The organism is Sphingomonas sp. CL5.1 (genome assembly GCF_013344685.1).
Lineage (GTDB): Bacteria > Pseudomonadota > Alphaproteobacteria > Sphingomonadales > Sphingomonadaceae > Sphingomonas.
The window spans coordinates 1,437,082-1,450,881 of record NZ_CP050137.1 but is presented as its reverse complement, the minus strand read 5'-3'; the positions used below and the strand labels follow the sequence as shown (position 1 = coordinate 1,450,881).

14 protein-coding genes are annotated in these 13,800 nt (G+C 67.4%); 5 read left to right on the top strand and 9 right to left on the bottom strand.

Features of this window, described 5'->3' with window-relative positions:
- The first annotated feature begins 51 nt into the window (after positions 1 to 51).
- The 3 genes from F9288_RS07095 to F9288_RS07085 are packed head-to-tail and all read left to right on the top strand — an operon-like array spanning position 52 to position 3,148.
- Entirely contained in the window at positions 52 to 1,254 is a 1,203-nt protein-coding gene (locus F9288_RS07095; protein ID WP_174835977.1) for a glycosyltransferase, read from the top strand.
- Positions 1,251 to 1,991: a WecB/TagA/CpsF family glycosyltransferase gene (locus F9288_RS07090; RefSeq protein ID WP_174835976.1), complete on the top strand. Its 741-nt coding sequence runs from the start codon at positions 1,251 to 1,253 to the stop codon at positions 1,989 to 1,991. Before F9288_RS07095 ends, F9288_RS07090 begins: the two co-directional genes overlap by 4 nt.
- A complete protein-coding gene (locus tag F9288_RS07085) occupies positions 1,988 to 3,148 on the top strand; it encodes a glycosyltransferase (protein ID WP_174835975.1) in 1,161 nt (386 codons plus the stop codon). The genes F9288_RS07090 and F9288_RS07085 overlap by 4 nt, the downstream gene beginning before the upstream one ends.
- 3 nt (positions 3,149 to 3,151) lie before the next feature.
- Here the strand turns inward: F9288_RS07085 and F9288_RS07080 are convergent, their stop codons facing one another.
- The 4 genes from F9288_RS07080 to F9288_RS07065 are packed head-to-tail and all read right to left on the bottom strand — an operon-like array spanning position 3,152 to position 7,223.
- Entirely contained in the window at positions 3,152 to 3,973 is an 822-nt protein-coding gene (locus tag F9288_RS07080) for a CpsD/CapB family tyrosine-protein kinase (protein ID WP_254621114.1), read from the bottom strand.
- Between the two features lie 12 nt (positions 3,974 to 3,985).
- On the bottom strand, positions 3,986 to 5,440 hold the full coding sequence (locus F9288_RS07075) for a Wzz/FepE/Etk N-terminal domain-containing protein (RefSeq protein ID WP_174835974.1): 1,455 nt from the start codon (positions 5,438 to 5,440) through the stop codon (positions 3,986 to 3,988).
- Positions 5,437 to 6,600 carry a hypothetical protein gene (locus F9288_RS07070; RefSeq protein ID WP_174835973.1) on the bottom strand — a complete coding sequence of 388 codons (1,164 nt, stop codon included), beginning with the start codon at positions 6,598 to 6,600 and terminating at the stop codon, positions 5,437 to 5,439. Before F9288_RS07070 ends, F9288_RS07075 begins: the two co-directional genes overlap by 4 nt.
- Before the next feature lie 20 nt (positions 6,601 to 6,620).
- Positions 6,621 to 7,223, bottom strand: coding sequence for a polysaccharide biosynthesis/export family protein (locus F9288_RS07065; protein ID WP_254621113.1), 603 nt, complete (start codon positions 7,221 to 7,223; stop codon positions 6,621 to 6,623).
- 222 nt (positions 7,224 to 7,445) lie between these two features.
- Here F9288_RS07065 and F9288_RS07060 point away from each other — a divergent pair, with 222 nt between their 5' ends.
- Positions 7,446 to 8,891: a tetratricopeptide repeat protein gene (locus tag F9288_RS07060; protein ID WP_174835972.1), complete on the top strand. Its 1,446-nt coding sequence runs from the start codon at positions 7,446 to 7,448 to the stop codon at positions 8,889 to 8,891.
- A 100-nt stretch (positions 8,892 to 8,991) separates the two neighbouring features.
- Here the strand turns inward: F9288_RS07060 and F9288_RS07055 are convergent, their stop codons facing one another.
- The 3 genes from F9288_RS07055 to xrtV are packed head-to-tail and all read right to left on the bottom strand — an operon-like array spanning position 8,992 to position 11,491.
- Positions 8,992 to 9,849, bottom strand: coding sequence for an EpsD family peptidyl-prolyl cis-trans isomerase (locus tag F9288_RS07055; protein WP_174835971.1), 858 nt, complete (start codon positions 9,847 to 9,849; stop codon positions 8,992 to 8,994).
- 26 nt (positions 9,850 to 9,875) lie between these two features.
- Entirely contained in the window at positions 9,876 to 10,607 is a 732-nt protein-coding gene (gene epsI / locus F9288_RS07050) for an exosortase-associated protein EpsI, V-type (RefSeq protein WP_254621112.1), read from the bottom strand.
- The gene (xrtV, locus tag F9288_RS07045) at positions 10,604 to 11,491 is read right to left on the bottom strand and encodes an exosortase V (protein ID WP_254621111.1); all 888 of its coding nucleotides are present in this window, start codon (positions 11,489 to 11,491) and stop codon (positions 10,604 to 10,606) included. Before xrtV ends, epsI begins: the two co-directional genes overlap by 4 nt.
- Before the next feature lie 307 nt (positions 11,492 to 11,798).
- Here xrtV and F9288_RS07040 point away from each other — a divergent pair, with 307 nt between their 5' ends.
- Positions 11,799 to 12,044, top strand: a complete 246-nt coding sequence (locus F9288_RS07040) for an XrtV sorting system accessory protein (RefSeq protein ID WP_174835970.1) — start codon at positions 11,799 to 11,801, stop codon at positions 12,042 to 12,044.
- Positions 12,045 to 12,093: 49 nt separating this feature from the next.
- On the opposite strand, the gene F9288_RS07035 is transcribed toward F9288_RS07040, so the two are convergent.
- Together F9288_RS07035 and F9288_RS07030 are read right to left on the bottom strand one after the other, a co-directional pair.
- Complete coding sequence (locus F9288_RS07035; protein ID WP_174835969.1) at positions 12,094 to 13,434, bottom strand: SGNH/GDSL hydrolase family protein; 1,341 nt, start codon at positions 13,432 to 13,434, stop codon at positions 12,094 to 12,096.
- Complete coding sequence (locus F9288_RS07030; RefSeq protein ID WP_174835968.1) at positions 13,434 to 13,703, bottom strand: hypothetical protein; 270 nt, start codon at positions 13,701 to 13,703, stop codon at positions 13,434 to 13,436. The genes F9288_RS07035 and F9288_RS07030 overlap by 1 nt, the downstream gene beginning before the upstream one ends.
- Positions 13,704 to 13,800 lie beyond the last annotated feature (97 nt).

Genomic DNA, 13,800 nt, shown 5'->3' with positions numbered 1-13,800 from the left:
CCCACCGGCCGCGATCCCGCGAATGAAATCACCGGGATACGGCCCAGTCCGATGGTGAATGACGGCCTGACCATGACCGCCATCCTCTATGTCGCCGCCCGCCTGCCGACGCTTTCGGAGACGTTCGTCTATCGCGAATTGCTCGGGCTGCGCGCGCGCGGGCGGGAAGTGATCGGCGCCAGCGTCCATCGGCCACTCGCTACCGACGACCCGCTGCTGGCAAAGATCGCGCGCGAGGCGGTGGTGATCTATGCACCCGCCACCACATTGGCGCTGCCGATCGCGCTGCTGCGCCATCCGCTGCTGGCGGCGCGCGCGATCCGCGATGCCTTCACGGCCGACCATTCCTCGCTCAGGAGTCGGCTGAAGCATGTCGCGCAGGCCGGCTTCGGCATCGCGACCGGCTGGCGGCTGCGCGGGCGCGGGATCGGCGCGGTCCATGCGCATATGGCGAACGTGCCGGCGATGATCGCGCTCTATATCGCGCGGACGCTGGGCGTGCCGTTCAGCTTCACCGGCCACGCCGCCGACCTGTTCGTGCAGCGCGCCGCGCTCGCCTTCAAGCTGGACGAAGCGGCTTTCGTGTCGTGCATCAGCCATTGGCATCGCGGCTTCTACCGCTCGATCACCACGATCGGGGAGGAGCGGCTGCCGGTGGTGCGCTGCTCGGTCGCGATCCCGCCGGAAGTGGCGGCGGAGCGACGCGAGATCGTCATCGTCGCGCGGCTGGTCGCCAAGAAAGGCATCGACCTCTTGATCGACGCCTTCCACCGCGCCGCGCCTGAGGGATGGATCCTGCGCATCCTCGGCGACGGGCCGGAACGGGCGAAGCTGGAGGCGCAGGTCGCCGCGCTCGGCATCGGTGGGCGGGTGACGTTCGATGGGGCGCGGCCGCATGCTGATTGCCTCGCGGCGATCGCTACCGCCGGGCTGTTCGTCCTCCCCTGCCGCACCGCGACCAACGACGATCGCGACGGCATCCCGGTGGTGCTGATGGAGGCGATGGCCGCCGGCCGCGCGGTGATCGCGGGCGACCTGCCGACGATCCGCGAGTTGGTGAGCGACGGCGAGACCGGCCTGCTCGCCCCGCCCGACGACGCCGGGGCAATCGCCGCGCTGATCGCGCGCCTCACCGCGGACCCGGACGAGCGCCAGCGGCTCGGCCATGCCGCCCGGGTCTTCGTCACGGAGGAATTTTCCGACGCGGTGAACCTCGCGCGGCTGGAGCGCGCCTTCGCGACGGCGGCGGGATGACGGCGCGCACCGAATTCCTCGGCACCGAATTCGATCCGCTGCCGTTCGGGGCGGCGGTGGCATGGCTCGCGGCGCGCGATGCGGACAGCGCCTATGGCTATGTCGTCACCCCCAACGTCGATCATATGGTGCGGCTGGCCGATGCGCCGGCGGAAGTGACGGCGGCCTATCGCGACGCGGCGCTCTGCCTGTGCGACAGCCGGGTGCTGGCACGGCTGGCGCGGCTGGCGGGGGTGACGCTGCCGGTGGTGCCGGGCAGCGATCTCACCGCCGCTTTGTTCGCGCATGTGCTGCGGCCGGGCGACCGGTTGTGCCTGATCGGCGGGGAGACGGAGGATGCCGTCCGGCTGCGCGCGCTCCACCCCGCGCTCGATATCGTTCATCACCAGCCACCGATGGGGCTGCGCACCGACGCGGCGGCCCGCGCGGCGGCGGCCCGCGCGGCGGTGGCGGCGGGCGCGCGCGCGATCCTGCTCGCGGTCGGCTCACCGCAACAGGAGATGCTGGCGCGCGAGATCGGCGCGATCGCGGGCGCGCGGGGCACCGCCCTGTGCATCGGCGCGTCGGTCGATTTCCTCGTCGGGCGGCAGGCGCGCGCGCCCCGCGCGGTGCAGCGGATGGGGATGGAATGGGCGTGGCGGCTCGCCACCAGCCCGCGCCGGCTCGCGCGCCGCTATCTGGTCGAAGGGCCGGCGATCTTCCCGATGGTATGGCGCTGGCGGCGTGCGCGGCGATGAGCGAGCGCCGCCCCGTCATCCTCCACCTCGCCGTCGACGTGAACACGCCGCAGCGGCCGAAGACGACCAACGCGATCGAATGGTTCGTGCGCGAGCTGGGCGATTACGACAATGTCGTCATCGCCTATCAGCGCCGCGAGCGCCCCGTTTCCGCCCCGGTGGAATGCGCGGCGCAGGGCTTCCGGCTGTTCCATTTCCCCTATTTCGGCTTGCGCCTCGGCATCGGCCTGCTGCCGGCGATGCGCCGCGCGGCGAAACGCACGATCGCGCTGCTGGAGGCGCAAGGCATCCGCCCCGATCTCGTCCACGCGCACAAATTCACCTTCGAGGGGCTGGCCGGGCGCGAGATCGCGCGCCATTTCGGCGTGCCGCTGTTCGTCTCGCTGCGCGGCGAGGTGGAGACGAAGGTGTTCCGCATGAAGCCAACGCTCCGCCCGCTGCTGCGGCGCGTGGCGGCGGGGGCGGCACGGCTCTATTTCGTCTCCGCGTGGTTCCGCGAGGAATTCCACCGCTACGTGCCCGCGCAGCCGGACAAGGAGCGCAACCTCCCCAATATCGTCCGCAACATCGCGCCCGCGATCGCGCCGCAGCCGCCCGGCGACCGCTTCGTCGCGATCCTCGCGCTCGATACGTGGAAGCGCAAGGGCGTGCGCTGGCTGCTCGACGGGCTGGCGCTCGCGCGGCGCGAGCGGCCGGACCTGAAGCTCGACCTGATCGGCGGCGGCAGCGCGGAATCGCGCGCGCACGTCGAGCGGATGATCGCCGCGCGCGGACTGGCGGAAGCGGTCACCCTGGTCGGGCCGCTGCCCAATGCCGAACTGCTCGCGCGCCTGCCGCATTATCGCGCGCTGCTGCTCCCGAGCCTCAACGAGACATTCGGCATGGTCTATGTCGAGGCGTTGTTCGCCGGCGTGCCGATCCTGTTCACGCGCGGCACCGCGATCGACGGCTATCTCGACGGGCTGGACGTGGGCCGCGCCGTGCCGCCGCGTGACGCGAAGGCGATCGCCGCCGCGATCCTCGATCTGGATGCGCGCACCGTCGAGATGCGCGCCGTGATCGCCGCCGCCGCGCCGCGCCTGTTCGCGACGTTCGATCCGGCGACCAGCCTCGCCCGTTATAACGCCGACGTGCGGGCGGCGCTGGGCGCGCGCTAAACCCTATTCCTGATAATAAGCGTCGTAATAACGCTGCGTCCAATAACCGAAGCCGTAATCGTCCCCACCGATCGCGCCGTGATAGCGATTGAGCACGGTGCCGATGCACGGCGCCGGGCTGAGCACCTCCATCGCGTCGCGCACCTGCCGCGCGGTCGTCTTGCCTTCCTCCACCACCAACAGGTAAGCGTCGATCTGCTGCACGACGATCGATGCATCGTCATTGGCGAAGGCCGGCGGCAGATCGCACAGGCAGAAGCAATTCTCGCCCAGCCCGCGCATTGCCTCGATCAGGCTTTTCATGCGGTTGCCGGCCAGCGCCTCGGCGGATTGCCGGACGATCTGCGCGGCCGGAAAGACGATCAGGCCGGTGCCGGCGACATTGTGGCCCACCGCGTCGAGCGTATCGGTTTCGCCGGTAAGATAGTCACCGATCCCCGGCCCTTCCTCCAGGCCGAAACATTTGCCGACCGAGCTGCGCCGCAAGTCGAAATCGAACAGCAACGTATATTGGTCCGGGATGCGCGACATCGATGCGGCGAGATTGCTGGCGATGAAGGTCTTGCCGACATCGGGCGTCGCGGAGGTGACGCCGATGATCTTCCAGCCGTTCGCCTTGGCGATCTTCAGCACCTGCGAACGGAGCAGGTTGAACGGCCGCGAGCGGCGATCGCTGCTGTTGAAGCCGAACAATTTGCGCTGGGTCGCGTCGGGCAGTTCCAGCCGCTCGTCCGCCAGCGAGCCGCCGAGCACCTCGCGCGGCGGTGGTGCGGCACTGTCGATCGCGTCAAGCTTCCACGAATTGGACATGGATTCGGGTCTCATCTTCTCAACCGCTCAAGCGGAGCGGGCAAAGCGTCGCGGCACCCAGCGGCTCCGCTTGCGCTTGCGGGACAGGACGGGAACAACCGCAAGCGGCGCCTCGCCCAGCAGATTGGTGAGCTGGCCGACGCTGCGAATCGGCCGCAGGATCAGCTCGATCAGGAACGCCAGCGCCAGGCCGACCAATAGACCGCCCGCGATGCCACCCGCGATCAGCAATGGCCGGTTCGGCGAGGTGGGATGGTCCGGCGTCACCGGCGGATCGATCAGCGTCAGCCGTTCGCCACGCTGCTGATCGGCCAGCTTCGCCACCGAGCGCGCGGTGAGCAGGTTGGCGGAAACCTTCGACAGATTGGCGCGGATGATATCCGCCCGCGCCTGAAGCTGCTGCACCTGCTGCGTGACCTGCGGCCCGCGCGCCTGCGCGGCGGCCAGCGCGGCGGCGCGGCTCTGCTCGGCGCCGCGCTGCCGCTCGAGATCGGCGATCGCCCGGTTGTTGGCCGCGATCTGCTGCTGCACGACGCTATAGACACCGCGGACCTGATATTGCTTTGAATTGTCGCGCGCCGCCTTGAGCAGCCGCTCCGCCGACTTCACATCCGGGTGATCGTCGGAATATTTCGCCTTGGCGGCGGCGAGCGCGGCTTCGGCGGCGGCGACCGCCGGATCGCGTTCCACGCCCACGCCACTCTGCACCTGTGCGCCGAGCGTGGCGTTCTCGCGCTGCAATGCCGCGATCTGGCCGGCATAATCGACCGACGCGCCGGCGCCGACCATCCCAAGCCCGGCCGCCGACAGCGCCGCGCCATTGATCCCGGCGATGTGGTTGATCTGCGATTCGATCGCCTGCACCTGCGCCTGAAGGTTCGATTCCTGATCCTCCAGGAAGGACACGTTGGTCTGTGCTTCCTGTTGCGTCGAGGTGGTCGAAAGCTTGAGCAGGCGATCGACGAAGGTCTGCGCGACGATCTGCGCCTGCGCCGCGCGCGGATACGAGAAGGAGAGCGAAAAGGCGATGGACCCGCTGCCCGGCTTGCCCGACGACGCCCCCCGCTGGATATCGGCATCGATCGCGCTGATCGTCGTCGCATCGCGCATCCGGTCGACCAGTTTCGACAGTGGCTCGCTGTGCGCGGAGGCGTTGTAGAGATCGTTGGCCTGGATCAGTTCGACCAGATCAGGCCGGGCCAGGATCTGCTGGCGGATCTTGGCCATGCGGCGGTCGATCGGATCGTCGTTCGCCGCGCCGGGCTGCGCGCCCGGCAAATCCTGCGATTCGACCAGCAGGGTGGCCTTGGACTCATATTTGCGCGGCAGCAGGAATGCCGCCGCGACGGCGGCGACCGCGATCAGCACCGCCGGCACGATCACGAACCAGCGGCGCTGCCACAGGATCATCGGCAGATTGCCGAGCAACCCGGTCGAGGCCGCTTCCTGATCGTCGTAGCCGGTCCGCCCGCTATCGGTCATTGCAAATCTCCGAAACGGTAAGACAGGCCGATTCGCCCGCCGATATCGGCGGGGCGGCTATAAATATCGGTAAAGATGTTGCGATATTGTCCCATTGCCGAGACGCGCAGCCGTTCCGACAAACGACGTTCGAACATCGCCGACACCAGCAGGAAACGGGTGTTGAGGCCCGGCAGCACCAGGGAACGCGATCCCGCCTCGGTGGTATAGGCGGCGTGGAGGGAAATCGTGTCGTGCTCGCTGAGCTTCCGGCTGCCGTCGATACCGAACATGTTCACATATTGCGTGCCATTGAAGCCGGTCGGCCGCACCGACCGCGATGCGACGAAGCACAAGTTCGTGCGGTCGGTCTTCCGGCACAAGGTCGCGTTGCCGGAAAGGGAGGCCTTGTGCGTCGACCCGAAGGTGCTGCTGTCGACAAACGAAACGCCGACCGCGCCGTCCAGCGTCCAGAACGGGCCGAGCCGGGTAGATGCCGTGGCCTGCGTGGAGATCACCCGCGTGTCGCCGCGCTGCCCCGGATAGACGTAACGCGCCAGCGAACCTTGCAAACCGACACTGGTAGCGGCCGAGATCTGACGGGAATAGCCGAAGGTGCTGCCATAGCCGTCATAATTGCTCGCATCGCCAAAGCTGCGATAGCGCGTCGATTCGTAGAACGAACTGACGTTGATCTTGTCATGCTCCGACAACGCGATATTGAAATCGCCGGTGACATAGACGCGCCGGCGGCGATCGCGCGAGCCGTACAGCGCAAGATCGGTTGGCGGCGGCACGCCCGCGGCCGGATTCGTCAGCAGGTCTCCCACGGTATCATAGGCGCCGACGATCGCGCTCGACAGGTCCATCCGCACATGCGTGTTCACCCGTTCCGACGGGCGTCCGGCATAATCGGCGCTGACGTTATAGCTGGATGCTTCCGCATAATGCTGGAAATATTCCTTGATGCTGGCCATTCCCGAAACGGTGAGGATGTCGCGCGCCGTCAGCAGCTGAAGCTGCGGCGCGATATCGACCGCCGCATAGCCGCTGCCCAGATCGTTGCCGGTTCCTGAAAAGGGGTTCGACGAATATCCGACGTTCGGCGAAACATCGATGCTGGCGCGAGTCTCCTCCTGCGCCTGCGCGACGCCGGGCGCGATCAGCGCGGCCGCGGCCACACAGCCATACCAGCGTAGCTTCACGGTACGACCACCGTATCGCCGCTCTCGAGCTGCGGCAGGCCGGCGAGATCCCGATCGCTGGGATTACCCTTCATGATGTCGGTCAGGCGCACCTTGATGACCGTCAGGCCATTGCCGGACTTGCGCAGGATGCGGACATTGCCGAGATCGGCGAAATCCCCCGGACCGCCGGCCAGCGCGAGCGCCTCCAGCACGTTGACATAACGGCCGGTGGCGAAGGCGCCCGGCGAGCGCACCTTGCCGGCGACCGAGAATTGCACGCCCACCGGCGTCTTCACCGACACCGTCACCTGCGGCACGGCATCGCGGAACTGGCTACGCAGCCCGCGCGTGATCTCCTGCTCCACCTCCGACGGCAATTTGTTGTTGGCATTGACCTGCCCGACCAGCGGGAAGGAGAAGGTGCCGTCCGGCAGCACCTTTATATCGCGCTGGAGCTTGTCCTCGCCCCAGACGTAGACCTCAAGCTCGTCGCCCGGACTGATCCGATAGGCGCGAAGCTGCGCCGGGGGAGTGGACGTCGAGGCGGCCGGGGCGCCTCCCTGCGCCATCGCCGCCGGCCCGTGCACCAGACCGGCACAAGCGAGGCCCGCAGCCATCTTCCATGCTTTACGCCGCATTCATCACCCCTGATTGTTCTGTTGAACGCATTGTTTCGTGAGAGCCTTGATGTTCTACCTGCTTGCCTACACCATCGCTAGGCAAAAGAGTGTTAACCGAACAACCTGCATCTATGCGCTCGCCTCGATTTCCCGACGCACGCCAGCCGTCGCGCCGGCAATGCTTGCCTGTCTGCACCAAGATACGGACATTCGTAACCGATGAAGAAGCGTTCGATCCCGTTCCTCGTTCCACTGGTCGCCGCCGGGCTGCTCGCCGGCTGCACGTCCAGCGATCGCAAGGCCGCCAACGACGCCGCGATCGCCCAGGGCGCGCTCGAACGCGGACAGATCACGGTCGCGCGGCAATATATCCAGCGCGCGCTGGCGCTGCGCGACGACATCAGTGATTACTGGCTGATCAAGGCGCATATCGCGCTCGCGGCGCAAGACTTGAGCGGCGCCTATGACGCCTATCAGAACGTGATCCAGCTCGATCGCGCCAATGTCGAGGCGCTGACCGGCCTGTGCCAGATCGCGATCGCCGGCAACATCGCGGGGCAGGCGGAGAAATATGCCGATCAGCTCGCGGCGCTCAACCCCAGCGACGTCCTGCCCAACACCGTGCGCGCCGCCGCCGCGGCCTCGCGCGGCGACCGGGACAAGGCCAACCATTTCCTCGATCTGGTTTTCGCCGTCCAGCCGGGCGACCCCATCGCGCTGATGGTCAAGGCCCGCCTGCTGGCCGATGCGCAGGACTATGCGGGCGCGGCCAAAGTCATGGAGCGAGCCACCGCCGCTCCCGGCAACCCCACCGGGCGGCTGAGCATATTGACCGGATATTACAAGCGCGCGGGCGATCGCGACGGGCTTTTCCGCGCGGTCGAGCGCCTCGCGCAGGCCAATCCGAAAGATCCCGACATCCAGTTCCAATATGCCGACCTGCTGTTCGATCGCGGCAATGCGGATGCCGCCAATGCGGCGATCGCCCGCGCGGTGGACGGCGGCGCGAGCGATATCGCCGTGGCTGGCCGGGCGCTGAACCTGTGGCTGAAACAGGGATCTGGCGCGATCGCGGCCGACCGGCTGCTGTCCGATGCCGCCAATGCGCCGCTGGCGATGAAGGCCGCCTATGCCCAGTTCGCGAACGAAACCGGCCGCCCCGATCTGGCGATCCGCCTGCTTCAGGGCGAGAAGCTCGACGCCGGCGCGATGCAGCGCCCCGACGCGGCGAACGCGGCCGCCGCGCTCGCTTATGCGCGCGGGCTGCGTGGCGACCGCGCCGGGGCCGACGCGATGCTGGCGAACGTGTTGCAGGCCGACCCGGACCAGCCCGGCGCGCTCCTCGCGCGCGGGCGGCTGCGCGCCGCCGCGGGCGACCGGCGCGGCGCGATCGAGGATGTGCGCAACGCGGTCGCGCAGGATGGGAGCAATGTCGCGGCGCGGCTAACGCTCGCCGATCTCCTCCTGCAGGACGGCCAGAGAGTGCTGGCGGAAACGGCGCTGCGCGACGGCATGAACGCGGCGGACGACGATCCGCGTCTGCCCGCCAGGCTGGCGCGCCTGCTGATCGCGGAAGGCCGCCGCGACGAGGCCGCCGCGACACTCAGCGATTTCGCGAAGGCCAACCCGCTCAGCCAGCGCGCGGCGAAAGTTCGGCCGGGCTGAACGCGGCTTCGAGTCGCGGTGGGCCGGCGCGGCCCGATCACATAAAAAGGGAGAGAGAACTTCGCGTCCTCCCTCCCTTCCGTCGATATGAATTCTGGTGTTATTTCGTCGCGGCCGGCGACGGCGTGGCCTTACCCGCCGGTGGCGCGAAGCCCGGCTGATAGTCGATCTTCGCCTTGGCACGCTCGGCGTCGAGATCCTTCTTCATGGCTTCCTCGACGCCCTTGCGGCGCAGTATCTGCGTCGCGACCGGCGTGGCCTGCTGCTGGTCGACGGGCTGTGCTTCGACGCTCTTGATCACGCTGGCGATCACCTGCCCGTTCTGCGGCACGAGGAACGGCTCGCCCGGCTTCAGCGCCGCGATCTTCTGCGCCGCGTCCGGCGGTATCGATGCCGTATCGAGCGTCGCGCTGCCGCGCTTGTACTGGACGTTCGAGGACTTCAGCGCCGCCTCGACTTCCGCCATGGTCTGCGCCGCCTTGAGCTTCGCGGCCAGCGCCGGATCATTGGACATCGGGAAGGCGATCTGATCGAGCACGTAGCGCTTGCGCTGCGCGAACAGGCTGGGGTTGTCGGCGACGAACTTCGCCGCCGCCGCCGCATCCGGCACCGGCACCGCCTTGGCGCTCTTTTCGGCGAGCAGGTCGATGAGGATGCCGTCCTGCGCGCGCGAGACCTGCGTCAGGTAGGTCGGCGACTGATCCAGCCCTTCGGCCTTGGCCTTGCCGACCAGCAGCTTGCGGTCGATAACGCGCTGGAGCAACTGCGCCATGATCGCCTTCTTGTCGGCGCCGGGCGGGATTTGCGCATTGCCCAGTTCGGCGTTCAGCTCCTGCTGGGTGATCTCATGGCCGTTGACCACGGCGACGACTTGCCCTTCGGCCTTCTTCTGGCAACCCGCGACCAGCGGCAGCATCATCGCCGTGGCGACCACCAGACCGATTTTCACCTTGCTCATCCTGTCCCCCAACGAAAATATCCGATTCATTTCAATTGCATGCCTGCACGGTCCAACCCGACCAGCACCTGACGCAGGCGCGGGCCGACGGCGGCGTAGAGATCGCGCGCAAAGCTGTCGAGCAACCCGCGCGCATCGTCCGCGCCGACTGCCGACATCCGCACCAGCACGCCGTCCGGGATGACGCCGGAAAAATTTTCCTTGATCACCGCCAAGCGCTGCGCCGACCATTTCGCCGGGAAATAATCGCCCACGCGCGTCCAGTAGATAAGCTGCTCGCGCCGCAAGTCGGCCTCCGCGACGATATAGCGCGAGGGGATGGTGAGACCCGGCGCCAGCGGCGTCTCATGCCCGGCGATCTGGGTCAGCTTATAACCACTCGCCGGATAGCAGATTTCGGGTCGATGGACCTGGATCGTGCCGTCCTGTGCGCCGCTATAGGCGATGAGCAGCATCACCGCCGCGCCGTCGGCGCGCGTATAGGCGCGCGTGACGAACTGGCTGTAGATCTTGTCGCGAAGCTGGTCGGCCGGCGGCAGCACCAACCCGCTGGCCGCCTGATAGCGCCAGCCGGCGAAATTCTCCGGCACCAGCTTGTCGAGCTTGGCGTCGCCGAGCAGCTTCTCCACCCGGCGCGGCATCAGCGCGAAGCCCGCCGCCGCCGTCGCCAGCAGCGCGCCGCCGAGCAGCATCTCGCGCCGCGTCGTCCGCGACTCGCCCTGTTGTTCGGCGCGCCGCAGCCAGCTTTCCTCGTTCATGCCGCCGCCCCCCGCGCCGCGAGCCGATCGCGCAGCGGCCGCGCCAGACTGTCGATCAGGAAGATACCGAGCAGCGCCGTCATGAACATCGTCAGCCCGGCCGCCTCGTGAATGAAGCCCTGCCCCGCCGCCTCACCGAAATGATAGGTGACGAGCAGCAGGATCAGCACGCGGATCAGGTTCGCCACGATTGCCACCGGCAGGATGCATGCCAACAGGAACAGCATGTAGCGCCAGTTCGCGCTGTGCCGGATATAGATGTAGAACAGGCCGAGCGCCGTCAGGCTGATCATCGAATTCAGCCCGGCGCAGGCCGCCGCCACCAGCATGTCATATTGACCGATCTGGATCGTCACGCCCGATCCCGCGATCGGATAGCCGGCCGCGTGCAGGATCGTCACCGCCCATTGCGAGATGGCGATCTTCAGCGGCTGGGTCAGCATCGCGAACAACGTGTCGGGCGGCGGGAACATGAACAGCAGATAGACGAGCGGGAACCACACCACGCGGAGCGAAGCCGCACCCCACAGCAGGTACGCGGCCGTCAGCACGATGGCGTACATCGCCGCGCCCTCGATCTCGACGATGCTCGTCACCCGCGCGAAGATATAGAGCGGCAGCAGCACGGCGAGCAGCGCCGTGCCGGCCAGCCATGATCCCGGCCGGGCCAGCGCCGCCGCCCGCCCCCACTCGCGGCTCAGCAGCCAAAGGCCCGTCGCAAGCACGATCGGCCCGTGCGCGCCCTGCTCCGTCGACCAGCTTTCCTGCCCTACCCGGATCATCACCGGAATGACGATCGCCAGCAGTCCCAGAATCAGCAGCGGCCTGGATCGGACCCAGTCGATCGGTGTCTGCGATCTTTGCGCCAGCAGACCGGAATCCACGGTGGAAACACCTCCCAAGGGCACAGGCAGATCACCGCGATACTCGCCGACTTTCCCTTGGGCATTTTTTATCGGAGGTCCCTTGGTTTAGCAAGGAGCACCGCCGGTCGTAAGCGTGGCTGGACCATTCCGATACATTAACGATGTCCGCAAATGTTTCGGCGCCGCGCCATCGTCCGCATCTTCGCCCGGGCAAGGCGATGAAGCGACCGTCGCGCACCTTATTTCTTCGTCAACCGTTTCGTGCTTAATGGGCGAAGATGCGGAGAAACCCGCATCTTCGCCTTTCTGGGAGCTGAATCGATTCATGCAGACGGCCTACGACTGGATCTCCGTCGCGATCTTCGCCGGCCTCGTTGTGCTGCTGCTACAGCGGTCATCGCATGAGGAGCCGTCGGATCGGCTCTGGCAATATCTGCCGCCGGCGATCGGCTGCGCGGTGGCGAACTATTTCGGCAACGAGGGCAACCATCTCGTCGCGGTGCTCGTGCTCGCCGCGGTGATCGGCTATATCTTCCACATCCTGAAGCCCGACATCCTCCGCAGGAAATAGCGCGAAGGGCGGCAGGGCACGCGCCCCGCCGCCAAGGCTCATCCCTGTCTCACAGCGCCGCCATGACCGGCGCGACGATGCCCGCCAGCACGGCATAGCCCGCGTCGGTGAGGTGGATGCCGTCGCTATGGAAAGTGGGGCCGTAAGGCGCGGCGTTTGGACAAGCTCCTTCCACGCCGATCATCGCATCGGCATGGAGCGCGACATAGGCGTCGCAGAAATCCGGCCCGTTGACATCGAAATAGCCATTATATGCCGCCCGCGCCGCCGGAAGGTCGAACGGATCGGCGGCGTCGGTGCTGGTCAACAACACCAGCTTCGCAACGCCCGCCGCGCGCCGCGCACGGAAATAACCTTCGGTCGCGGCCGTGGCCACGGCGGTCGACAGGCCGCGCTGGTTATACCATTCCCAAGCCGCGAGATGGGCCGGGGTGGAACCGAGCAGCGCCAGCATCGGATCGATCTCCGCCGCCGCCTCGGCATCCATCGCTGTCATGGATATGCCGACATGGCCGAGGTTGGTCCACGTACCCAGGCTCCAGCCGTTCATCGCCGCCACCTTCGCCGGATAGCTGTTGAGCGGGGCCGTCATGCTGTAGCCGTTGGTCAGGCTGTCGCCGTGGAACAGGCGGAACGGTCCGCCCGCCCATGGCAAGGGAGCGGCATATTTGCCGCGCGCCCATATCTCGACCTGCATCATCTCGGCGGCGGTCAGCGCCCGGTTCCAGACGATCACCTCATAGATCTCGGCCTTGGCGGCGGTGGCGGGGGTGGCCGGCGATCCGCCGATGCCGACATTGTGCCCCGCCGCCGCCGTCAGCTTGCCGAGATGGGTGACGCAACTGTTGTTGACGAAGTAGCGTGCGGACGTCGTCTCCGGCCGCCCGGCGGTATAGCCCAGCGTGGTCAGCCCGCTCCCGGCATAAGGGCAACGCCCCAGCCCGTTGCCGAAGAAGCCGGCCTGCGCCCCGTTGGCGAACAGGTTATAGCCGGTCGAGTTCGACGCGGTGAACAGGAAGCCGAAACTGGATGCCTGCACGTTGCGGCAGACAACGAACGCGCTGCTCGTCGCCGATTGGCAAGCGCTTGCCACCGCGTTGCTGGTCCCCGCGTCGAGATATTGCGCTCCCGAGAAGAGCACATAAGGCTTGCCGCCCGCTCCGCCGACGCGATATTTCGGCTGCGCGGCAGCGGTCGCCTGCGCCGCCACGAGACCACCGACACTGTCGGTCCAGCCGGCGAGGGCGCTGTTGTCGGCCTGCGACGGAATTTCGTCCGCCGACCAGCGGGCGACGATCGCCGCCTGCTGCGGCAGGGCGGCGACGGCCGGCGGCGGCGACGCCAATCCTCCCCGCCGCGCCCGCGCGCCGAGCGCGAAACCCAACGACATCACGCCAACGCCACGATATCGGCGGCGGTGGTGCCGGTCGCGCGCACGAAACCGGCGCGGACGTCGATCACCTGCCCGGCGGCGACGTTGCGGAACGTCACGTCGCCCGTTCCGGCGACGCCGCGCAGCACGACATCGCCGGCGGTGCCGACATAGAGCGCCTTGGGCACCACCGGCAGCGGCGTGGCGTCACTAGGCGTCACCGCGAACGGCGCGCCGGCCGGGGCGACAACCGCGTCGCTGAACTGGGCGAAAGGATCGATCGGCATCGGAACATCTCCCTTGGATGAGGCCGATCCGGCACCGCGAATCGGCAGGAATGTTCCTGATATGTTCTAAATAAGAATGTAGGACAGGGCGAATTTA